Raw genomic sequence first — 22161 nt, forward strand, 5'->3', positions numbered from 1 at the left:
CTCGGGAGCCTTTCTTACATCAGAAATCCACTTTCAACACCACGCGATAGCGGGCTTTGCCGTCCCGCACGTGCTGGATGGCCTCGTTGATTTTCGACATCGGATACAGCTCGATCTGCGGCTGCACCTTCGTGCGGCCCGCCAGCTTCATCAGCGAACGCAGCTCGTGCGGAGAACCGGTTGCCGACCCGGAGACACTGCGGTCGCCGCCAATCAGGGTGAAGGCCGGTACCTTGAGCGGCTTCATCACCACGCCGACGGTATGGAAGTTTCCGCCGAACGCCAACGCCTTGAAGTATGGCATCCAGTCGAGATCGACGTTGACGGTATTGATGATCAGATCGAACTGGCCTGCCAGCGCGGTTAACGCTTCCGGATCGCGGCTGTTCACCACTTTATCGGCACCCATCGCCAGCACTTCTTCTTTTTTGGAAGGGTTAGAGCTGAACGCCGTCACCTCGCAGCCCATGGCGTGCAGCAGCTTGATGGCGATATGCCCTAGGCCGCCGATGCCTATCACGCCCACGCGGCTGGTGGCGGTGACGTGGTGCATCAGCAGCGGTTTAAACACCGTTATGCCGCCGCACAGCAGCGGCCCGGCGGATTCGATATCGATGGACTCCGGCAGCGGGATCGCCCATTGCCAGTCGGCACGAATTTTATCGGCGAAGCCGCCGCGGTTGACGATGGTGGGGACGCTGCCTTCCTGACAGTTGACCTGGCTGCCGCTGATGCAGGCGTCGCAGTGGCCGCAGCTTCTCGCCGTCCAGCCGATGCCGACGCGTTGCCCAACTTTCAGCCCTTTATTCTGTGCCGCCGAGCCCAGCGCATGTACGCGCCCAATCACCTCATGCCCGGCGACCAGCGGATACTGCGAGAACCCCCATTCGTTATCGATCATCGACAGGTCCGAATGGCAGATGCCGCAGTATTCGACCTTAACCTCGACGTCTTCCGGCAGCAGATCGCCCGCGTCGAAATCCTGAAGCGCCAGCTCCGCACCGGCCTTTGGCGCGGCATAACTTTTGATAACAGACATTCGCTCTTCCTCTGTATTGGCTCTGCAACCAGTGTAGAACATTGGGCGTGGGATGCGATCTGTCCCGGCCCGATGATGGCGATTCGCACAGGAGAAGTGGTGGGGTTTGGCATGGGGCAAGTTAGCGGCGAATAAGAATAACGTTCAGCCATCGCTCATCCCGGTCAGGGCGAACATCGCGAGTGAGCCATTGCTCTGCTATCTCCAGCTCCGGCGGATCCTTTAACAAGGCTGTTAGCCTTGCCTCGTTGATATCGGTAAAGCTGCGGCCATCCTTCTCCCGTTCGCTATCGCCGTATTTAAACGAGAAGTACCAGATGCCTCCGGGTTTTAAGGCCGTCGCCAGCTTCTGCATCGTGCCGGGTAGCTGTGCAAAAGGCACATGCAGCAGCGAGGCGCAGCACCATATACCGTCGTACTCTTGCTGCGCATCTACATCGGCAAACGTCATTTGCCTCACCGGCAGACCGCTATGCTCTCGTGCCAGCATCACCAGTTCAGAAGATGCGTCGAAGGCATCTACCTGAAAGCCCATCTGCGTGAAGGCCAGCGCGTCCCGCCCGGAGCCGCACCCTGCATCCAGCACTTTTGCACGGGCAGACAGGCGGCTGGTAAATGCGGCATACAGCGAGGACATATCCACGTTCACCGTGCCGTCGAAGAAGGCTTGGGCGTGGGTCTGGTAATAATCCTGGGGCATCAGAAGGTAGCCTCTGCTTCCGTTTCGGGTTTCCAGGTATGAAATGCCCGCTCGTTTTTAACCACCTGCCAGTTAGCTTTGAGGAAGGCGAGGCGCTGTGCGGGGTTCTTACCGGTTTGCTGAACGATGGTCTGGTGGAGAGGCAGTTTACTCTGAATGAAAAATTCATTCCTGGTGTTCAGCCGCTCCAGATAATTTAATTCCGCCAGGCGCGAGGATTTGCGGCTGTTACAGCTTTTGCAGGCAAGCACCAGGTTCCACACGCCGTTGATGTTCGGCACGTAGCTCCGGCCCGCCCAAGGAATGAAGTGGTCCACGTCTGCGAGCTGCTCATCGCCCGATTGGATGCTTATTGGCCTGTAGCAGTAGAAGCAGGAGCCTTTCTGGTAGCCGTTGATGCTGTCCCGGCAGCTGGTGATATTGACCCGGCGCTCGTTCACTCTGCTGAAGAGCAGGTTGTCTTCTGCGCTGTACTCCACGGCAACGAGATTGGTGGAAATGCCCGTCGCCCAGGCATGCTCCACCAGACGCCAGCGTGCTTCCGTCTCGATAATCAGGTTCTGGTACTGCTGCCGCTCGGCAAGCTGGTAGAAATTATCCGTCAGCCGAATACCTTTATGCGTTTTGCGCTCGTCCAGGAAGAAGCGTTTATCCAGCTCCGCGAAATTCACGTTGTGAAAGGCATCAATCACGTTATTAAAACCGTCCCGCACCGTGGCCTCCAGGAGTGCGTTCAGAGTGAGTTCACCCCGGTTAAATTGCTCGCAGACGGCCAGGTACTTGCTGCTGGCGGAAGTGATTTGCTTTGGGGCATGGAGAAGATGCCTGCACAGATGCTGGCTGAACGGGAGCGCGAGCGCCTCCAGGGTAACCAGATCGCTGCCGGATTTATCTGTCTCATACAGGGCGTGCGCGAGGGCAAATTTGTAAGATGCGACGTTCTTTCCAAAAAGGATAACGCCGCGCCAGTAGTTCTCGAGCGCACGATCGTGCTGGATGAAATCCATACGTGTCCTGTTACGGTTTGGCGGTGCAAGGGGATGGGTACGAAAACCCGTAACTGGATCACATAACAAATGAAAGCTGATGTAAACCGTAGAGCGATAGATTTGCTGAATGTGTGAGGTGGAGGAGTGCTTATCAGATGGGGAAGGGTATTCCAAATGGGAGCGCTGAAAAATTCAGCACTTAACAACACTTAGGAACCGCGCCGCTTGCAAGGCCGCCTGCGACAGGTATAATCCACAACGTTTCCGCATACCCCTTCAGTGCCGAAGTGGCGAAATCGGTAGACGCAGTTGATTCAAAATCAACCGTAGAGATACGTGCCGGTTCGAGTCCGGCCTTCGGCACCATTAGTACTTCCAAGACTATCCGAGAAAGTCCAATTTTCCCTTAAAAATCAATGCTTGTAGTGTTTATTACGTCCTGCATCGTCCGAGATAGTCCGTTGAAATCCGGGGGGCACTGGGGGCATAATTGGGGGCATCTTAACTTCGATTAGAAATGTGCCCCCAAATGAAGCTCAATGCCAGGCAGGTAGAGACCGCAAAGCCCAAAGACAAAAACTATAAAATGGCCGACGGCGGCGGTTTGTATCTTGAGGTTTCGGCTAAGGGTTCTAAATACTGGCGCATGAAATACAGACGTCCTTCTGACAAAAAAGAGGATCGCCTGGCATTTGGTGTTTGGCCGACCGTGACTCTTGCGGAAGCAAGGGCAAAACGTGATGAAGCCAAAAAGCTATTAGTTCAGGGCATCGACCCAAAAGCCGAACAGAAGGAAGCTCAGGCCGAGAACGCTGGGGCATATACTTTCGAAACCATCGCCCGCGAATGGCATGCCAGTAATAAACGCTGGAGTGAAGACCATCGCTCGCGCGTTCTTCGTTATCTTGAGCTGTATATCTTCCCTTATATTGGTTCATCTGATATTCGTCAGCTCAAAACCAGCCAGCTATTAGCCCCGATTAAAAAAGTTGATGCAAGTGGCAAGCATGACGTCGCACAGCGCCTTCAACAGCGCGTCACGGCCATAATGCGTTACGCCGTACAGAACGATTACATCGACTCCAATCCGGCCAGTGACATGGCCGGTGCGTTATCTACAACCAAAGCGCGACACTATCCCGCATTACCCTCCAGCCGCTTCCCTGAGTTTCTTGCGCGTCTTGCCGCATACCGTGGCCGTGTAATGACACGGATCGCGGTCGAGCTTTCACTGCTGACTTTTGTTCGCTCTAGCGAAATGCGTTTTGCCCGTTGGGATGAGTTTGATTTTGAAAAGGCTCTCTGGCGCATACCGGCGAAGCGAGAAGAGATAAAAGGCGTGCGTTACTCCTACCGTGGCATGAAGATGAAAGAGGAACATATTGTTCCACTTAGCCTACAAGCTGTGGCGTTGTTAGAGCAGCTCAAGCAAATCAGTGGTGATAAAGAGCTGCTCTTTCCGGGGGATCACGACGCAACGAAGGTCATGAGTGAAAACACTGTGAATAGTGCGTTACGCACGATGGGCTATGACACTAAGACGGAGGTTTGCGGGCATGGTTTTAGGACTATGGCGCGAGGTGCTCTAGGAGAGTCGGGGTTATGGAGCGATGACGCGATAGAACGGCAACTGAGCCATTCAGAACGCAATAATGTACGCGCTGCGTATATTCATACATCTGAGCATTTGGATGAACGACGTTTGATGGTGCAGTGGTGGGCTAACTATCTCGATGCCAACAAAAATGAATTTGTAACTCCATTCGATTATGCAAAACATCAAACATATTGATGTTGAGAGTATTTGCCTCTCTCTTTTCGAGAGAGAGGCAAATGCTTTTAAGCAGAAACAATCCTTCTATAGCGTTGACTAAATGCGTCTCTGCCCCCTTCCATTATGTCACAGATGTTTTTTCTTACTTCACGTTCTTGTAATCCTCCAAAGGAAAGGAAATCAGTGATACCTGACTGCTGGCTTAATGAAACAACTAGTTCAGAGTCTCCGTTCACAACAATGTTAGGATTGTGAGTTATTATAATTATTTGCCTTTTGCATTTGCTTTCTTTTATTTTCTTCACAATAAGCTCATAAACTAGTTGGTTATCTAAATCATCTTCAGGCTGATCTAAAATTATAGGGTCATCTCCATAGGAAAGTAAAAATGCGAGAACTGTTGCTGCCTTCTGGCCTGCTGAGCCCTGAGATAGATCTTTAAATCTTCGACCATCATTATATTTTACTGTGATTGAATCACTAGGGAACCAGCATATTAAGGCGGTGACCTCTTCCTCAGACAATGAGTTTTTAAAATCGAAGAAACGCTTGCTTAACTTCACATCCAATATTGTGTTAGCGGTTTTATCAAAAAATCCATTTTTTAGGTCTTGTATTTTATTTATAATCCCATCATTGTCCTCTGAGATTTCTTTAATCTTAGTGTTTAATATATTTAAAAAACCATTATCATCTTCATTGTATATTTCATTGCTGAATGTAGTATCATTTTTATCGATAGCGTTTCTAAAACTACTTTCAAGGAATTGTTTATCACCACAAAAATCAACATTAACTTTAAAGTTAGCATTATTATCATTTATGTCGACAAGGAATTGTCTTCTCCGGGCTGTGATTTCCTTACGAAGTTCAACTAATTTATTGTAACTTTGAACAATTTCTGATTCTTTTTGTTCAATGGTTTTTTCATCGGCAGCGATTTTACTTAATCGTTCTGACAGTGCTTTCCTTGTACCAATAAGGCTTTCATACTCGCTTGGGTTATTAACCCCACTAGCTTGTAGGTTAGCTACTAATGTGGTGTATTGATTTTTATTGGCAATGATTTCTTGCTTCAATGCAGATGAGTCAAACCAATTGCTTAGACCTTTAATTTCGTCAGTGACATCATTGATGGTCTTATTGAATGTGATAATATTATCTTCAACTTTTTGTTGAAGCTCTAGGATTTTGTTTTGGGTAGTCGTTTCATTTTGATTGATAAAAAGTTCAGGATTGACTTCAAGTTTAATTGGTCTGGTTTGAGTGATGTAACTAGTTATATTTTCTAAGAAATCAACATTTCCTGTAATGAAATTACGTATCAAATTATCTTGGTTTAAAGATTTCTGATAATTTGCTAATATGCTAGCATGACTGGATCTTTCAATAGATGCTATTTTTTGATTGATATCATTTAATTGACCGGTTAAGGTACTTTTAGTGGATATATTTGTCTTTAAATCTTTAACTTCTCTTCTTAACTGAAAAATTGTGCTAACTTCATTTTCCCATTTATAGTTCCATTCGGTTAAGTTAACAATGCTTGACTCATCAATCAGGTTTAAAAGATAATTTGGTGAGCGAGATATTTCATATATTTGCTTTTGACTAAATATTTTCACGGGGAATCTACTTATTACATTCCCTTCTTCTTGGATGACGTTTTGCCCATCAATTCGGTTTATGGATATTTGCTGGTCGCCATATCTCCATTCTAACTTATAATGATTTTCTCCTTTTAAGTACTCTACGTGAATGCTACTATCTTCTAAAAAGACACCATCATCATCTCTGCTCTGTGCTTTTTTGGCTAGTTTAGAATAAGAGTTAAACATTTCTTTGTTGGATGATAACTGCTCCAGCTCTTTCTCTCTTCCCAAAGCCGTTCTCATAAATTCTAAAATGGTTGATTTACCGCTTCCTCTCCCACCTATAATACAATTTAACCATGGGTGAAACTGTATTGAAAATTCATTTATTCTCCCGCAGTATTTAGTTTTGTTTATCTTTATGGATGTAATTCTGTTTTCCGCGTAAATATTTGGAGAGTTTGGGTATTGATCTGATCTTTTTAATGAGTCATCACCGTCAAATAAAGCAAGCTTTAATCCATCAATTGATGGTGTACCCATTTTTACCCACGTAAAAGCTCTACCAACTCTGTTTGGGTGGTGAGAATCTGAACCAATTACCTCAGGAAGTCCTGTTTGTAACGAAACATACCCATGTAGTGGACTTGAACCTGGCTGGTTGGTTTCATATTCATCATGCGTTCTTATTATTTCAACTGCAGAAGCATTAGTAAGTATCTGCTTTAGGGTCGCACCTGAAGAATGAACGGTGCAAAGCCCGCTCGCTTTGTCAATATGTGCTGGAATCGCAACTCCCCCACGATTAATGATTAAATCAATAACGTCTTGCGGACTGATTTGAGTTACTGCATCACTATCCCCTTCTGTACCGGAGTAGTTAGTTGCACCAATTATCTGAGATATAAAGCTAGATGTTTTATCAATGTCGAATATACCTAAAATATGAATGTTACCATGTGCTGTAATCTCTATACTTGGAAATATGTATATTGAATGCCCTTCTGATCTTAAATTTTCTGCTTCTATCTTTAATCTGTCGATCCATGACCCAGTATTATGATCGGTCACTGCTATGCATTCAATTCCGTGTTGAATATAATCTAATAACCATTGCCTCGGGGTCATTGTTTGTTTTATTTGATGGTCTGCTTTACCGTAATCCATTGATGCGGGTGTATGTGTGTGGAAATCAAACTTCCACCACTTCGAACCTATTTGCTGCATGACATCCTCCTGTCAGATTAATGGTTCATTATGATTTTTTTGCTTTTCAGTGTTACCAGACCTACTTTAACCCTTTTTTATATCCCAAACATCCTACCAAAATATAATTAATTAATACTTACCGCGCGCAATGCTCTCCCCGCCACGCCTGCCCGCTTCAGGGGGCGGTTTTAATGCAGGTGCATGAGAGGGCTCAGGACGCGCCAGCACTGGTGCGGCGGGGTGTGAAAAAATACGGGGAATAAATGCAAAACCATGCAGCGTATGCATGCATGGTTATTTTTATTAAATAAAAGCGGATTTTCGGGGCGTTTTATGCGGATTTTTTGCTCTTCTGCGCGGTCAGCCGGTGCATGAAAACCGGGCTCAGTGTCTGGCCTGATTATCTGTCCGGGATGCCCTGTCAGGCCGGAACCCAATGGCCGTCAGAATATCCCGGTCGTCCTCCGCATAATGCACCTCAACCCCGCTTGCCAGATGGACGGATAAGGCTTCGCGGATGCTGGCGGCAGCGCGGTCGAGGGCGCATTCCCTGACCCTTTCCGGCAGTTCGCGGAGGTGCATCACCTCGGGTGCCAGGGCAACGGCCAGCGCCGTGCCGTTCTCCTGCATAAAGGCGTGGAGCTGGCGACGGATGCTGATTCGCTGTACCGCCTCATGGTCGCGGATGTAACACCCGGCAGACTGGCTGACCTCCCGTTTTTTCAGGTCGGCGGCATTGCGCAGCGCCTGTATTTCCTCCGGCTCCGGGGGGCGACCGGTGAGCTCCCGCTCCCGGAGTGCCATCTCAGCCTGTGCCAGCCCGGCTTTGGCGGTCAGCCAGGCAGTTTTGCTTTTCTGGCAGACCTCAAAGGCCTGCTCCAGTGGTGTACGATTCATACCTGTTCTCCTGAATCAGTGGCGCAGTGACGAGCGGGCGCAGTCCAGCACGCGACGGGGTGGCACAGCGGCCGCCGGAGCAGGCTCTGGCGGGGCGGTCTCTGCCGGAGGGCGTATCACCTCGTCAATGGATTCGATGGTGCGGAACGTGGCCGAGCAGAACACGTTGACGCACTGGAGATAGCTCTGTTTGACGTTATCCGACAGGTAACGACTGGTGCGCACATGGGCAGCCTTTTTGCAGAACGGGCAGCGCATCATGCTCTTGCCCTCGCCGCTGCCTGCGCTTTTTCCTTCAGGGCGACCTCCTCAGCCAGTCTGCGCTGGTGCCAGGACGCATTTTGCTGGGCGGCTGTCTGGTATTTACTCATATCGACGCCGGGAAGTTCAGGGCGATTGAGGCCAAGCTGCGAGATAACCGGCTCCTGATTCATATCCCACGCGTAGAACTCACTCTGAGTGAATACCGTGCCGCCCAGCTCGGCCATCAGGGTGGCATGGGGCAGTTTTTCCCCTTGCATCTGCATGGCGCGCAGGCGGAGCCTGAATGCCCGCACCAGAGCCGGAGAGATATTCTGGATGGCGGCTGACCACTCATGCTGTGCATACACGACCAGGGCGTCACGGTGGGTATTGATACATGCCATGCCTGACTCGCGTGAAGCGGCCTCGGCCTGCGCTTTTTCTTCCCTGAGACCTGCCACCATCTCAGTTTTCAGCGCAATAAGGTCATTTGCTATCTCACGGTCGGCGACCTGCTGGTAACGCTCGGCTTTCATTTCCGGGGTCATCGCCCCCAGCACTTCGCGGAAGCGGCTGCGCCAGCTTTTTTCAGCCTGTTCGCGTTCCTTCTGCGCGCTCTCGATTTCCTGCTCGTTGCGGGTAATCGCCCGTGTTGCCTCCTCCAGTTTCAGCATATTGTCTGCGTGCACGGCTTTTGCCTGGCTGAAGGCTGCCATCGCATTATTCAGGTCAGCCTCAGCTTTCTGTCGGGCTGGCTCATTCACGGTTTCCAGCGCGGCATTGATAACCGCGCGGGTGGTCTCATCCTGGGTACTGCCAAGGGTTTTCATTACTGCGTTAAACATGTCAGCTTTCATCGTCGGGCTCTCTCTGTGTTTTCAACCTGACGCCATTCTGCCGCTCACCAGACAACAACTCGATTGATTACGGTTGTGGCACCGGTGGCACAAACAGACCTTAAAAATCAGGCTGGCCAGAGAAAGGTCTCAGGAAACCCCTGTTTCTGTTTGTTTTTTTATATATAACTCTTCACCACTGTTCACCATAAAGAAAAAAATAAGTAATACAGTAAGTTAAAGGGTGAACAGTTGAGGGTCTGACTGTTCACCGTCTGTTCACCACTGTTCACCCTCCTGTTTTTGAGGGGGGTTACTCTCTTAGATCTTTTTGCGATTAATAAACTAAAATATATAAACAAAATAAATATTTAATGAGTCATCACTTTGCCAACGTTTGCCAAACAATGGCCAACATTTGCCTCTGTTTGCCATTTGGTTTATCGATAAAAAGTCAATGTTTGTTTTCGCGAAAATCAAACATGACCTGAGGAAAAATATATACATAATAAGGAGCTACCCGAAGCCGGACGGACACGCCCGGTACTGTATGGACTTTATGAGGTAGCCCGATGCACACCGCTTTTTCTTCCCCCGTCTTCTGCCCCTGCGGCACCGCTGATGCCGGTATCTGATATCACTCAGGAGCGTTTTTTACGCCTGCCCGAAGTGCTTCACCTGTGCGGCCTGTCCCGCTCCACGGTTTACGACCTCATCAGCCGGAACGCTTTCCCACAGCAGATTTCCCTCGGCGGTAAAAATGTGGCCTGGGCACACACCGAAATCACCGCCTGGATGGCCGACCGTATCGCCGCCCGTAACCGGGGCTGTGACGCATGAGGATCCCCGTTCTGCAAAAAGCCCCTTTTTCTGGCTTGCGTCCGTTGTGTGTTTCCTGGTACAGTTTTCCCGCTGTCGCAAAATCGGCAGCCGGAATTGGCGTTCCGAATAACTTCAAGGCGACACGACACGCGCCATGCGTGTTTTTTTATGTCGTTGCTCAGGCACACCCATATTCAGGGCTGTGGTGTTTATTCGTGCACCAGGGTTCTATTCTGATAATGGTAGTCCGGGCGGGGCAGCCTTCGGGCTGGCCGGTTTCCTTGAAGGCCGGTTACGCCAACCCTGTTCGGGCTACCACCAGTGAAATTGGCGTTTCCGGTGGTAGTTTTTCAAACTACTTCAAGGAGGCTGCCATCATGGCTACAACCCTCACCCTGTCACACCCGCAATTCGTCTTTGTTTTCGCTGCCGTTCGCCGCGCAGACCGCAAACCCCGTATCTGTATGCTCCGCACCGTTGCCGGGGATGAACGTACCGCCCGTCTTTCCCTTGTTCGCGACTACATCCTCGCGTTTGCCGGTCGTCTGCCAGTGACGGAGGTGTGCGCATGAAACAGCCGACCCTCACCCTGAAAGATCTCGAATGCCTGGAGCACCTGCGTAACGTCGGCCAGCTCGTCACAGAAATGGCACAGGAGCAGGACTGCACTACGTTGCAACATGCCCCGGAACAGCGGTTACAGCTCACCTCCGTAATTTACCTCATGACCGCCCAGCTCGACGGCGTGGTCGAGCGCTGTAATCACCGCTGGCTTACCGGGGAGGCGAGCGCATGAAAATGACCTTAACGCCCGTCCTTCGGGCTGCTTTGTATCGTCGCGCCGTAGCCTGTGCCTGGCTGACGGTGTGCGAGCGTCAGCAGCGTTACCCGCACCTCACCCTTGAAGCGCTGGAGAGCGCCATCGCCGCCGAGCTGGAGGGGTTCTACCTGCGCCAGCACGGCGAGGAGAAAGGCCGCCTGATTGCCTGCGCCCTGCTGGAAGACTTGATGGAAGCCGGTGCCCTGAAAGCTGTCCCGGCGCTGTCCTTCCTCGGGCTGGCTGTGATGGATGAACTTTGCGGCCGGCATATTACTCCGCCGGTTCTGCACTGAGGGAGAGAACAGGAATGAAAATGAACGTAACGGAAACCGTAAAACAGGCCTGCGGCCACTGGCCGCACATTCTCCCGGCGCTGGGCGTGAAGGTCATTAAAAACCGGCATCAGGCCTGTCCGGTCTGCGGCGGCGCTGACCGCTTCCGCTTTGACGATAAAGAAGGGCGCGGGACGTGGTTCTGTAACCAGTGTGGCGCGGGTGACGGGCTGAAACTGGTTGAGAAGGTCTTAGGTCTGAACGCCGGAGAGGCTGCGAAACAGGTCAATGCCGTGACCGGCAGCCTGTCGCCGGTTGCCCCGGAGGTCATTGCCGCAGCGGAGGCCGAAACCGAGGCCAGCCGCAAAGCGGCGGCTGAGCTGGCCGCGAAACTGACTGAGAAAACCCGCCCGGCCACCGGCAACGCCTACCTGACCCGCAAGGGCTTCCCCGACCGGGAAGGCCTGACGCTGACCACCGGCCACAAAACCGGCGGCGTGAGCTACCGTACCGGGGATGTGGTGGTGCCGCTGCATGATGAAAATGGGGTGCTCGTAAACCTCCAGTTGATTAATGCTGACGGCCTCAAACGCACCCTGAAAGGCGGCCAGGTGAAAGGGGCATGGCATACCCTCGAAGGGCAGAAACAGGCCGGGAAACGGCTGTGGATTACCGAGGGCTATGCCACGGCGCTGACCGTGCATCACCTCACCGGGGAAACCGTGTGGGTGGCACTATCCTCCGTGAACCTCCTTTCTCTGGCGAGCCTTGCCCGGCAGAAATACCCGGCCTGCCAGATTGTGCTGGCGGCTGACCGCGACCTCAACGGCGACGGCCAGACCAAAGCCAGCGCCGCCGCGACAGCCTGCGAGGGACTGGTCGCCCTGCCGCCGGTCTTCGGTGACTGGAATGACGCGCATGTACAGCAGGGGGAAGCGGTCACCCGTCAGGCGCTGAGGGATGCCCTGAAACCGCCGGTTGCCAGCCCGTTCGACACCATGAGCGAGGCGGAATTTACCGCCATGAGTACCAGTGAAAAGGCGATGCGGGTGCATGAGCATTATGGCGAAGCGCTGGCGGTTGACCCGAACGGCCAGCTCCTGTCCCGCTATGAGGCCGGAGCCTGGAAGGTTATCTCCCCGGCAGATTTCTCCCGCGACGTGGCCGCGCTCTTTCAGCGTCTGCGCGCCCCGTTCTCATCCGGGAAAATTGCCTCCGTGGTGGAGACCCTGAAACTGATTATTCCCCGGCAGGACGCCCCGGCGCGGCGTCTGATTGGCTTCCGCAATGGTGTGCTCGATACCAGTTCCGGGATGTTCAGCCCCCACAATAAGGCGAACTGGCTGCGTACACTGTGTGAGGTGGACTTTACGCCGCCTGTGGAGGGCGAGTCTCTGGAGACCCACGCCCCGAACTTCTGGCGCTGGCTCGACCGTGCCGCCGGTGGCCGTTCTGATAAACGTGACGTAATACTCGCCGCACTGTTTATGGTGCTGGCGAACCGCTACGACTGGCAGCTCTTTCTCGAGGTGACCGGGCCGGGCGGCAGCGGGAAAAGTATTCTGGCCGAAATCGCCACCCTGCTCGCCGGGAAAGATAACGCCACGTCTGCGGATATCGATACGCTGGAAGACCCCCGCAAACGTGCCTCCCTCATTGGCTTCTCGCTTATCCGTCTGCCTGACCAGGAGAAATGGAGCGGGGACGGGGCTGGCCTCAAAGCCATCACCGGCGGCGATGCGGTTTCCGTTGACCCGAAATACCAGAACCCGTACTCAACGCATATTCCGGCGGTGATTCTGGCCGTGAACAATAACCCGATGCGCTTCACCGACCGCAGCGGCGGTGTGTCCCGTCGCCGGGTGATTATCCACTTCCCGGAGCAGATTGCCCCGGAGGAGCGCGACCCGCAGCTCCGGGACAAAATTGCCTGTGAGCTGGCCGTGATTGTGCGCCAGCTTATGCAGCGGTTCAGCGACCCGATGAGCGCCCGGAGCCTGCTCCAGTCACAGCAGAACTCCGACGAGGCGCTCAGCATCAAACGCGACGCTGACCCGACCTTTGATTTTTGCGGCTACCTTGAAGCGCTCCCGCAGACCAACGGGATGTTTATGGGGAATGCGAATATCGTCCCGCGCCAGCCCCGGAACTACCTCTATCACGCCTATCTGGTGTATATGGAGGCCAACGGCTACCGGAACGTGCTGAGCCTGAAAATGTTCGGGCTAGGGCTGCCGGTGATGCTGAAAGAATACGGCCTGAACTACGAGAAGCGGCACACGAAACAGGGGACACAAACCAACCTGACGCTGAAAGAGGAAAGCAACGGCGAGTGGCTGCCGAAGTGCGACGACCCCGAAGCGACATAACCTACACAGACCGGCATTCGCCGGTCTTTTTGTATCTGGCGGCACCGAAGGTGAACATTCCACTGTTCACCCTTCACCGTATATTCACCCGCTAACACAATGAAAATAAAGTGAAAAAATGCAGGGTGAACAGAGTGAACAATAAAACCAGAAAAAACTTTTTTACCCCCTCCCGGCATCCCCCTCCGACAGCCTGTGACAACCAGAGCGGCCAGCCCCTTGTCTGGGTGAAGAATCGATTGTTCACTCTTCACCAACTCATCACCACTTATCTTTATGATACTAAACAGAAAAACCATGAGGTGAACAGTGTGAACAGTTATACGGAAAAAAAGAATTTTACTGGCGTGCAATATTACCCCGGTTAGGATCCGTATGACGGAACCTAACCATTGAATGAAAAATATCCATTTCCTTATGAATACCAAACAGTTGTGAACTTAAGGGGCATAGAAAAGCATGGGGGCATAAAAGGGGGCACATGTTTGTAGTGGTTAATTAATTTTCTTTATATTCAGTATGTTGTTTTGTATTTTGAGTCCGGCCTTCGCACCATCGGAACATCAATAGACGTCAACGGACGTCTTTTTTTGTGCCTGAAATCCAGTACCCGCAAGGCTTTCCTCGCTTTTTCATTCAACCTAAGTCAACCTGATTCAATCTACATCAACTTACTGATGCGGGTACAACTGCGGGTATATCGCGGTTCGATAATGTTTGTACCCACATAGAACCCTTGAAAGGATACTCATCATGGCTCTGAGTGATGTGAAGGTTCGTTCGGCTAAGCCTGAAGCAAAAGCCTATAAGCTTACTGATGGTGAAGGCATGGTTTTGCTGGTTCACCCTAACGGTTCCAAATACTGGCGGCTTCGTTATCGCTTTGGCGGCAAAGAGAAGATGCTGGCGCTGGGAAAATACCCTGAAATGTCGTTGGCGGATGTCCGGGCACGCCGGGATGAAGCCCGTAAGCTGTTAGCTAATGGTGTCGATCCCAGTGAGAACAAGAAAGCCGTTAAGGTAGAGCAGGAGCAAGAGGCGATAACGTTTGAAGTGGTTGCCAGAGACTGGCATGCCAGCAATCAGAAATGGTCTACATCGCATAGTGCTCGTGTATTGAAAAGCCTGGAAGATAATCTCTTTGCTATTATCGGTAAGCGTAACATTGCTGAATTGAAGACGCGGGATCTGCTCGTACCCATCAAAGCTGTGGAGTCATCCGGGCGTCTTGAAGTCGCCGCCCGTTTACAGCAGCGGACTACCGCGATTATGCGCTTTGCCGTTCAGAGCGGTTTAATCGACTACAACCCTGCACAAGAAATTGCCGGTGCGGTTGCTACGGCGAAAAGACAGCATCGTGCGGCACTGGAGCTTAACCGTATACCTGAACTACTTCATCGTATTGATCATTACTCCGGCAGGCCTTTAACTCGATTAGCCGTCGAGCTCACTTTGTTAGTGTTTATCCGCTCAAGTGAACTACGTTTTGCACGCTGGTCAGAAGTGGATTTTGAAACAGCCATGTGGACGATTCCTGGTGAGCGTGAACCGCTGGAAGGCGTTAAACACTCTCAGCGTGGATCCAAGATGAAGACTCCACATCTAGTTCCTTTATCGCAGCAGGCTCTGGCTATTTTGGAAAAGATCAAAAGCATGAATGGGAACCGTGACCTGATCTTCGTAGGAGATCACGATCCGCGTAAACCCATGAGTGAGAACACGGTGAACAAGGCTCTACGAGTGATGGGCTATGACACGAAAACGGAAATTTGTGGGCATGGATTCAGGACTATGGCGTGTAGTTCACTTATTGAATCAGGATTGTGGTCGAGGGATGCGGTGGAGAGGCAGATGAGCCATCAGGAGCGTAGCTCTGTTCGGGCAGCTTACATCCATAAGGCGGAGCATTTGGGAGAGAGGAGGCTGATGCTGCAGTGGTGGGCGGATTATCTGGATGCCAATCGGGAGAGGGGGGTTAGTCCGTTTGATTTTTCGAAGATTGAAAGTGTGAATCGACAGGGCGATAGTTCCGCTCTGTAAAATTTACTTCGTCAAGTTGGGAAGCTAAATAAAAAGATGCTTAGCCGTGAAGATGGCTCGGCATCTTTTGATCCTCTAATTGATAAAGATCGATATAGTGCGATATCGATTTTTACCTCACATTTTATTTTTTATTACAGTAAGTTGTAGTCATACGCTGTGTGTTACAGGTATGAAGTCATTTTTTTGGAAAAGTTGATAATTCAGGCCGAAATCTAACTATGGAAAAATGAATAATTCAATATTCCATAGTTACTGCTCAAAAAATATCGATTGCTGAAGGGCTAATGTTTCAGTAAAGCTGGATGCAAGAGTTTGTAATCATATACCGCCAGTGTGGCCTGACATTAGCAATATTACATATTCTATTGCTGCCCCCCTAACTAATCCTAAGCGGAAGGCAATCCAAGCTTGTCGAAGAATGCCCGGTTACGCTCTCTGGCCGTTTTTACTAATTGGTCAAAACTAATCACTTCGATATAGGCATGGGAAGGTTCGTTATAACCGAAATAGCCCATCCCATCAGATGTGATCCGCAGATTTGCTCGACGGCAGCGCCGGTGCATGGATTCAGTAAGGTCACAAAGTACATAACAATAGCCCGGTATATCATTATTTCCCGGAATTGGGCGACCGGATTTTGTAGTTACTTTACCCTCGCGTATCCGCTCTAAATAACTGAGCGCCTGATCAATAGGGTCTTTATCTTCACCTTCTCGCATATCATTACGCATGGGGCGTTTGATTTCGATAACTGTAATGGCTGCAAGTGGAAAACTGATCTGGTCGTTAACAAGAAGTGGATTATCAAATACTCTTAGACTGAGCAAGTCTGGCTCTTTGGTTGATTCATTGCCAGTGATTGGCATCGAGCTGAGCGTTTTATCAGAAGCTAAATAGTTATGAAATGCCAAGCGCTCATCGATTAGCCAAAGGTTACAAGAGTCTAGGAAAACCTCGACGGAATCCTTTCGCATAGGCATGATTAGTTCGTGAATTATATCTTCACGGGCGTACTTTCCGTCCTCTAGTCGCTCAATAGATTTTTGTAAAAGGTCGATAATAACCTTGCGGTGTGAAACGTAATTGGCAAGATCTGATTTCTTAAGGTCCCCTGCTTTGCGTAGGTAGTCGCCTAACCGTTCTTTATATTCTTCTACATGCTCTCTATTCTGAGGCAGCATGATGTCATGGCCTTCGCTCACCAACTGACGCTCCACTTCATACCACTGAGCATGCAGGTGTAGTTCCAGCTCTTTATCTGATTTTTCTGGGTCAACGATCAATAACTCTTCTGGAACATAATTGGCAATCGGGCGATAGCGCGGAGCATGATTGTTGATAAAATCATCCACTCGTCTGCGACCAGCTGACACGTTTTCTGCCAAAATATCTTGCAGGTACTCCTTGGTACGAATCAACACGGCTTCCCTAATGTCTTTGAAGCTTACTTCGTTGAGCATGTCCTCAACATCTTCAGCAATATCAAAAGAGGTACGCTCACTGCGCACATGTTGGTTCAGGTAGTCGGAAGATATGTAACATGTATAAGTAAACTCACCGGAAACGTCAGAAATTTTTCCGTACAGTCCAGGAATTTTTCCTTGAATGGACTCTTCTTTAACCAGTCGATTAGCTGCGCAGAGTGCCAGTTGGTGTTTTTTATTAACGGATGCACGAAATTTGATATGAGTTAATTCGAATTGGTGGCCACGAATTGTTATTGTTTCGAGAAAGGCGCTGGCATGCATATGCTCTTGGAGCAAAAGATCGAGGTCAAACACCTCGTCCGCGTCTTCTAGAAGTATCTTGGGTGCGCTTCCTTGCCGTACGAAATACCATAGAACATGTTCCAGCAATTGATTGGCTATGGACTGGCCTTTTGCAGGAACCTGCTTTCGAAAGTTTTCATCAAAATCGAGAAGTTTTATAATGGTGCCAGATTTTTCGTATGTGGCTTCTACAACCTTTTCACCGTGGACTCCCGATTTATCGTCGAAGCGAAATATGCGTTTTTTAAGCTTATCATCAACATCGAAAAAGTGGCTTTCCACTTCGACCAGACCAAACACTTTAAGCCACATCAGACGGCCAACACCCCTGCACCCCTTGTCAATTTTGTGGTCAGAATCTAGGGTTTCAAATGACTTAAAGTTGGCTTCGTCAAATCCACAGCCATTATCAATTATAGTGAAGCCGATGATTGGCGATTGGGATTTTGCGTCTAAATCTAGGCTGCCTTGAGTGGTGCGATTGATGCGAAGGATAACCTTTCCATCAGTAGTGTTATTGGTCTCCTCAATAGAATGAATGGAGTTTACCACCGCCTCAAATACTGGCATTAGGCCGTGACTCTTAGGCAATGAAGTATTTCGTAAGCGGCCCTTTAAATTTGTTTGTAGGCTCACGGTGCAACCTCCTCTTTTTCATCGCTATTGTTGAGAAACTCGTGCAGTTGCTTTAACTTGAGTAAGAGCTCATCAAATGTAGTGATTTGCACGTTCTTCGAATTACGTCGGTACATCTCAAAAGACTTTTTCTCGTCTTCATCACTTGGCATAGTACCAATCACTAGAATACAGTGAACAGCATATGATTCAATGTCATAAATTCGATTGTTGTTCTTTATAGTGGCGATGTTTTGCTGTAGCTGATAACACTGATCGAGTACTTGTGTTACAGAACCGGTAAGTTCTGTGGAGGCGCAATAAACAGATCCTCTATAGGGTTTTTTATTCAGTAAGACGGAAGAGGGCTTTTTGATTTCAATGAGAGCTAAGTTGTTCGTTATACCATTTTTAATTAGATAGTCCGTTATTTTTTCGCCATCACCAGTCAAACGTTTTCCGCCAATACTTGCCTGGTCTGATATTTTTATTGCCGGATAGCCGAAGGCTAGACTCAAGATAAATGGGTTTTGATTGAAGATTTTCTGCCAGGTATCTTCTTTAGTCTTTTTGTTTAGCAAGTCTTCATAAGAACTAATTAAACGCTCTAATGAAGCCAACTCGATATCATTTTTCAACTTGGCCAAGGTGAGTGAGTCGGTTTGTTTTACCACTGATTTGTCTTCCGTAACCATATTCATAGCGGCTTGCTTATCAGTATCCGTTATCTTGATCCGAAGCATCTTGCTAATGTGATCATTGTCGGTATGTAATGGTTTTTGCTCAACACCCAATTGATAAGCAATATGGTTGTAGGTGGCGGCTGCCTTCGTTATACGCGCAACTTTCCGAGTTCTTTCTGTTATGCGGTTACAAGCGCGGCGCATTTCATCATAATCATACAAATTTAGATTAAAACATTCATAATCAGTATCGCCGGTTTTTTCCTTATTAATAAGAAGACATTGAAACTTTGTGTGCTCTTCAATGGCTGAAATTATCGCACGATATTCTTTTGTCAATCCCAAACCATAGCGAATGTCTTTGATAAAACCTGCTGGCAAAATTTGCAAGCATTCAATCACCTCTTCTTTTGTGTAAGGTGCAGAGTGAAGATTAATTTCAATATCAATTTGATTTATTCTTTCATACTTATTTTTTAAGTATTGCGGATGGGTAGGCAAGGTATATATGGGAAAGATCGAGATAAAACCATCCTGACCGCTAAAAAGTGCAATCTTTCTTTTGTGCTGACTCGGATCGTTCGAATCCATTCCTGCAACTTCTAGATCATAGGGGCTCGGAAGATAAAATATTTCCGTGCAGTTAGGAAATAATTCTTCAATCTCAATATTCAGATCTTCAGGGCTGAAATCTTCGGGCAATAGCTTAGCCATGCTCCCTCCTTAGAGCTCGCCTTTAAAGGCGGAATCGAGAATTGATGCTTTTAGAGAACGCATCAGGTCTACTTTTTCAATTAACTCTGCCCTCACATTCTTTCTGAAGAGCGAAACCTCATCAATTTTATTGCAAATAGCTTTTTGCAGCTCTGCTCCAGGCGCACAGAAGGAAAGTTCTTTTATTCCTTTCTGATTAATGATGGGTAATGTAGCAGTTGATGCATTTGCAAGAATTTCAGGTTTGATAAAACGAAACCAGTAATATGCATACCTAGGCATGATGTCCTTGCTGAATTTCATACCTGTAATTTGCTGGTTAGAACTTGCATCACGTTCCAGATAGCCTATTTTTCCGATGGTTGCGCCAATAGCCACGAGCAGTACGGTGCCCGCATCAAATTTACGTGCTTTACCCGCATCAAACGCTTTTTGACTCAGCTTTTTATTGGAGTTCGTAAGAATGTCATGATCACCAAAGTCAGACGGTGAAAACCAGTTAATGTAACCATCATCATAAAAATCAGGTTGCTTCGTCGGTGGTGTTGTACCTGTTTGTATTTGAACAATATGTTCTTCAACCTTAGATAATCCTATTTGTTCAATTGCTAACTTCATTTGTTCATTTATCGTGCTAGCATACAATGCATCAGCCAGCGAAATACTTTCCTGCAAATGCTCAATGGCGGTGTCGATACGGGTGAGCAGTGCATCGAGCTTTTCGACGATGCGTTTTTGTTCTTCTCGGGGAGCGATAGGAACGATAAATTCAGAAAGCTTGGTGCCATTGATATTTGGCTGGGCTGCACCTGCTGCATTCAGGCCAACAACTTCCCAGTAGGCTGGTGTTAAAAAGAAATAGCTTAAATATTCGGGAACGATTTTTTCTTGGTTGGGAGTAATCCTGATTAAATACGATGCGAAAACTGCATCTGTTGGAGCATTCTTGATTAGAATAGATTTTCCCGCAGTCGCGCCACTACGAGCAAAGACTAAGTCGTTATCGTTCAAAGCGTACTTTCTGATTTCTTTTTCTTTGAGGGATACAGTCGGAACGCCCTGCCAATCAATTTTTCCATTTTGGATATCAGTAATACGTAAGAACTTTGCATTGCCATTGCTTTCCGCTTTGGCTGTATGTCCATATTGGATATTATGGCTTAACTTCTTTACAGACTGCCATTCCCAACCATCAGGCAATTGATATAATACCTGCTCCATAATTACTTCTCCGCCAATAGGTTTTCAATTTCATCCAACAGGCTAGATACCAGCTTTTCCTTGATGCGGATCTGTTTGAGGATATCTTTTGGTGCTAAGTGCTCGGTATCTTTCTGTTTAGCTGGATTTTTGGCAGATAAGTCATAATCTTCAGACAGTTTACTCGCTGATATAGTCCATGAGCGAGCTGTGGTTTCTCGGTTATTATACAGCTCAACAAACTCTTTCAGGTGGTTGTCGGTGATGGGTTTGTTTTTGGTGAGTTTTTGTTCTGGTTCACATTCATAGTACCAAACATCACTGGTACAGACACTTCGTTCAAAAAATAGCACGTTGGTTTTTACGCCGGAATAAGGCAAAAATACCCCAGCAGGTAAGCTTAAAATGGTGTGCAGGTTAAAGTTTTCCAGCAACTCTTGTTTAACCTGTTTAAAAGCGCTGTTGGTCTGGAATAGCACACCTTCTGGCACCACAATCGCTGCTTTGCCTCCGCTTTTCAGGGTTTTCATAAAGTGCTGTAAAAACAGCAACTCGGTGGCGTTGCTTTGGATGGGGAAGTTTTGCTGAATCTGCGACTTTTCTTTACCGCCAAACGGCGGGTTGGCCAGAATAATGTTATAACGGCCTTTTTCCTGAATATCGCGAATATTCTGGGTCAAGGTATTACCACGGAATAGGTTGGGTGATTCGATACCATGAAGGATCATATTCATCATACCCATGACATAGGCCAACGAGGTTTTTTCATATCCGAAGAAAGTATCGCGCTGAATGAAGTCCCATTGCTCGGTAGAGAGTTCATTCTTTTTGCTCTTCAGGTGCTCAAAGGCTTCAACCAAAAAACCGCATGAACCTGCCGCCGCGTCGTAAATGCTCTCACCGGGCTTGGGGTCTATCACCTGCACCATAGCTCGCACTACAGGGCGAGGAGTATAAAACTCACCCGCATAACCACCAGCATCGCCCATGTTTTGCAACAAGCCTTCATAGACCAAAGAAAGCTCGAATAAATCGGACTCAGACTGGAAGTTCAGACTATCCACAATATCCAGCACTTCGCGCAGGGTATGACCAGAGGCTACTTTGTTATCCAGATATTGAAATATCGCGCCAATTTTGTAGGTGAAGGATTTTGGGTTTACGGCATTTACTGTTACGTTGGCGAAGCTTTTCAGGTAAGGAAAAAGTTGACTGTTCACATAATCGGTCAGGTCATCTCCTGTTTTAGCACGCGTCAAATCCAGCTTGCCATCGGCTGTCTTGGGGCAAGCCCAAGTTGTCCAGCGGTGCTCCTCATCCAGTACAGGTTGATAGTTTTTGCCGGACAATACTGCTTCGTCTTCTTTTTCGGACTCGTAATCATCGAGAAACTTCAGGAACAATACCCAAGAGGTTTGTTCTGTGTAATGCATGGCACCGCTGATACCATCGTCACGGCGCAGAATGTCGGTTATACGGTCAATTTTTGGTTGCAATGACATATTTACTATTTCCCGATGATAAAATCATACATACTTTTGATGTCTTCGCTTATTTCGCTAGGATGCATCATGG

17 protein-coding genes, 1 tRNA gene and 1 pseudogene are annotated in these 22161 nt (G+C 48.7%); 8 read left to right on the plus strand and 11 right to left on the minus strand.

Annotation, left to right across the window (positions count from 1 at the left end; translation table 11 throughout):
- Window positions 1–19: 19 nt before the first annotated feature.
- The 3 genes from ahr to EL098_RS02145 all read right to left on the minus strand — a co-directional run bounded on the left by ahr (window position 20) and on the right by EL098_RS02145 (window position 2746).
- The gene (ahr, locus tag EL098_RS02135; RefSeq protein WP_126354447.1) at window positions 20–1039 is read right to left on the minus strand and encodes an NADPH-dependent aldehyde reductase Ahr; all 1020 of its coding nucleotides are present in this window, start codon (window positions 1037–1039) and stop codon (window positions 20–22) included.
- A gap of 121 nt (window positions 1040–1160) precedes the next feature.
- Window positions 1161–1739 (minus strand): class I SAM-dependent methyltransferase, encoded by a 579-nt coding sequence (locus EL098_RS02140; RefSeq protein ID WP_126354448.1) that lies wholly within the window; start codon window positions 1737–1739, stop codon window positions 1161–1163.
- Window positions 1739–2746 carry an HNH endonuclease domain-containing protein gene (locus EL098_RS02145; protein ID WP_126354449.1) on the minus strand — a complete coding sequence of 336 codons (1008 nt, stop codon included), beginning with the start codon at window positions 2744–2746 and terminating at the stop codon, window positions 1739–1741. Before EL098_RS02145 ends, EL098_RS02140 begins: the two co-directional genes overlap by 1 nt.
- A 263-nt stretch (window positions 2747–3009) precedes the next feature.
- Here EL098_RS02145 and EL098_RS02150 point away from each other — a divergent pair.
- A tRNA-Leu gene (locus tag EL098_RS02150) sits at window positions 3010–3094 on the plus strand.
- 163 nt (window positions 3095–3257) lie between these two features.
- Window positions 3258–4520, plus strand: a complete 1263-nt coding sequence (locus EL098_RS02155) for a tyrosine-type recombinase/integrase (protein WP_126354450.1) — start codon at window positions 3258–3260, stop codon at window positions 4518–4520.
- A 47-nt stretch (window positions 4521–4567) separates the two neighbouring features.
- On the opposite strand, the gene EL098_RS02160 is transcribed toward EL098_RS02155, so the two are convergent.
- The 4 genes from EL098_RS02160 to EL098_RS02175 form a co-directional block, all read right to left on the minus strand.
- Entirely contained in the window at window positions 4568–7321 is a 2754-nt protein-coding gene (locus EL098_RS02160) for a TrlF family AAA-like ATPase (RefSeq protein WP_126354451.1), read from the minus strand.
- A 366-nt stretch (window positions 7322–7687) separates the two neighbouring features.
- A complete protein-coding gene (locus tag EL098_RS02165; protein WP_126354452.1) occupies window positions 7688–8200 on the minus strand; it encodes a phage polarity suppression protein in 513 nt (170 codons plus the stop codon).
- A gap of 15 nt (window positions 8201–8215) precedes the next feature.
- A complete protein-coding gene (locus EL098_RS02170) occupies window positions 8216–8461 on the minus strand; it encodes an ogr/Delta-like zinc finger family protein (protein WP_126354453.1) in 246 nt (81 codons plus the stop codon).
- Window positions 8458–9288, minus strand: coding sequence for a capsid protein (locus EL098_RS02175; RefSeq protein WP_126354454.1), 831 nt, complete (start codon window positions 9286–9288; stop codon window positions 8458–8460). Before EL098_RS02175 ends, EL098_RS02170 begins: the two co-directional genes overlap by 4 nt.
- A 563-nt stretch (window positions 9289–9851) precedes the next feature.
- Here EL098_RS02175 and EL098_RS02180 point away from each other — a divergent pair.
- The 6 genes and pseudogenes from EL098_RS02180 (at window position 9852) to EL098_RS02215 (ending at window position 15602) form a co-directional block, all read left to right on the plus strand.
- Window positions 9852–10119 (plus strand): annotated as a pseudogene (locus tag EL098_RS02180) (helix-turn-helix transcriptional regulator).
- Window positions 10116–10673: a host cell division inhibitor Icd-like protein gene (locus EL098_RS02185; RefSeq protein ID WP_126354456.1), complete on the plus strand. Its 558-nt coding sequence runs from the start codon at window positions 10116–10118 to the stop codon at window positions 10671–10673. The pseudogene EL098_RS02180 and the gene EL098_RS02185 overlap by 4 nt, the downstream one beginning before the upstream one ends.
- The gene (locus EL098_RS02190; protein ID WP_126354457.1) at window positions 10670–10897 is read left to right on the plus strand and encodes a hypothetical protein; all 228 of its coding nucleotides are present in this window, start codon (window positions 10670–10672) and stop codon (window positions 10895–10897) included. Before EL098_RS02185 ends, EL098_RS02190 begins: the two co-directional genes overlap by 4 nt.
- Entirely contained in the window at window positions 10894–11214 is a 321-nt protein-coding gene (locus tag EL098_RS02195) for a DUF5375 domain-containing protein (RefSeq protein ID WP_126354458.1), read from the plus strand. The genes EL098_RS02190 and EL098_RS02195 overlap by 4 nt, the downstream gene beginning before the upstream one ends.
- Before the next feature lie 14 nt (window positions 11215–11228).
- Window positions 11229–13562: a primase-helicase zinc-binding domain-containing protein gene (locus EL098_RS02200; protein ID WP_126354459.1), complete on the plus strand. Its 2334-nt coding sequence runs from the start codon at window positions 11229–11231 to the stop codon at window positions 13560–13562.
- 753 nt (window positions 13563–14315) lie between these two features.
- Complete coding sequence (locus EL098_RS02215) at window positions 14316–15602, plus strand: tyrosine-type recombinase/integrase (RefSeq protein ID WP_126354462.1); 1287 nt, start codon at window positions 14316–14318, stop codon at window positions 15600–15602.
- Between the two features lie 389 nt (window positions 15603–15991).
- On the opposite strand, the gene EL098_RS02220 is transcribed toward EL098_RS02215, so the two are convergent.
- Genes EL098_RS02220 through EL098_RS02235 form a run of 4 tightly spaced genes read right to left on the minus strand, consistent with a single transcriptional unit; the run spans window position 15992 to window position 22088 of the window.
- Window positions 15992–18010, minus strand: a complete 2019-nt coding sequence (locus tag EL098_RS02220; protein WP_126354463.1) for an ATP-binding protein — start codon at window positions 18008–18010, stop codon at window positions 15992–15994.
- Window positions 18007–19386: a Shedu immune nuclease family protein gene (locus EL098_RS02225; protein WP_126354464.1), complete on the minus strand. Its 1380-nt coding sequence runs from the start codon at window positions 19384–19386 to the stop codon at window positions 18007–18009. Before EL098_RS02225 ends, EL098_RS02220 begins: the two co-directional genes overlap by 4 nt.
- Before the next feature lie 9 nt (window positions 19387–19395).
- Window positions 19396–20607 (minus strand): restriction endonuclease subunit S, encoded by a 1212-nt coding sequence (locus EL098_RS02230; protein ID WP_126354465.1) that lies wholly within the window; start codon window positions 20605–20607, stop codon window positions 19396–19398.
- Between the two features lie 2 nt (window positions 20608–20609).
- Window positions 20610–22088: a type I restriction-modification system subunit M gene (locus EL098_RS02235; protein WP_126354466.1), complete on the minus strand. Its 1479-nt coding sequence runs from the start codon at window positions 22086–22088 to the stop codon at window positions 20610–20612.
- Window positions 22089–22161 lie beyond the last annotated feature (73 nt).

The sequence above is a fragment of the Cedecea lapagei genome, from assembly GCF_900635955.1.
GTDB lineage: Bacteria > Pseudomonadota > Gammaproteobacteria > Enterobacterales > Enterobacteriaceae > Cedecea > Cedecea lapagei.

What these genes read in the sequence shown, in the direction of transcription:
- ahr (WP_126354447.1), bottom strand. Translation starts at nt 1,039, where the DNA reads ATGTCTGTTATCAAAAGTTATGCCGCGCCAAAGGCCGGTGCGGAGCTG.
- EL098_RS02140 (WP_126354448.1), bottom strand. Translation starts at nt 1,739, where the DNA reads ATGCCCCAGGATTATTACCAGACCCACGCCCAAGCCTTCTTCGACGGC.
- EL098_RS02145 (WP_126354449.1), bottom strand. Translation starts at nt 2,746, where the DNA reads ATGGATTTCATCCAGCACGATCGTGCGCTCGAGAACTACTGGCGCGGC.
- EL098_RS02155 (WP_126354450.1), top strand. Translation starts at nt 3,258, where the DNA reads ATGAAGCTCAATGCCAGGCAGGTAGAGACCGCAAAGCCCAAAGACAAA.
- EL098_RS02160 (WP_126354451.1), bottom strand. Translation starts at nt 7,321, where the DNA reads ATGCAGCAAATAGGTTCGAAGTGGTGGAAGTTTGATTTCCACACACAT.
- EL098_RS02165 (WP_126354452.1), bottom strand. Translation starts at nt 8,200, where the DNA reads ATGAATCGTACACCACTGGAGCAGGCCTTTGAGGTCTGCCAGAAAAGC.
- EL098_RS02170 (WP_126354453.1), bottom strand. Translation starts at nt 8,461, where the DNA reads ATGATGCGCTGCCCGTTCTGCAAAAAGGCTGCCCATGTGCGCACCAGT.
- EL098_RS02175 (WP_126354454.1), bottom strand. Translation starts at nt 9,288, where the DNA reads ATGTTTAACGCAGTAATGAAAACCCTTGGCAGTACCCAGGATGAGACC.
- EL098_RS02185 (WP_126354456.1), top strand. Translation starts at nt 10,116, where the DNA reads ATGAGGATCCCCGTTCTGCAAAAAGCCCCTTTTTCTGGCTTGCGTCCG.
- EL098_RS02190 (WP_126354457.1), top strand. Translation starts at nt 10,670, where the DNA reads ATGAAACAGCCGACCCTCACCCTGAAAGATCTCGAATGCCTGGAGCAC.
- EL098_RS02195 (WP_126354458.1), top strand. Translation starts at nt 10,894, where the DNA reads ATGAAAATGACCTTAACGCCCGTCCTTCGGGCTGCTTTGTATCGTCGC.
- EL098_RS02200 (WP_126354459.1), top strand. Translation starts at nt 11,229, where the DNA reads ATGAAAATGAACGTAACGGAAACCGTAAAACAGGCCTGCGGCCACTGG.
- EL098_RS02215 (WP_126354462.1), top strand. Translation starts at nt 14,316, where the DNA reads ATGGCTCTGAGTGATGTGAAGGTTCGTTCGGCTAAGCCTGAAGCAAAA.
- EL098_RS02225 (WP_126354464.1), bottom strand. Translation starts at nt 19,386, where the DNA reads ATGGCTAAGCTATTGCCCGAAGATTTCAGCCCTGAAGATCTGAATATT.
- EL098_RS02230 (WP_126354465.1), bottom strand. Translation starts at nt 20,607, where the DNA reads ATGGAGCAGGTATTATATCAATTGCCTGATGGTTGGGAATGGCAGTCT.
- EL098_RS02235 (WP_126354466.1), bottom strand. Translation starts at nt 22,088, where the DNA reads ATGTCATTGCAACCAAAAATTGACCGTATAACCGACATTCTGCGCCGT.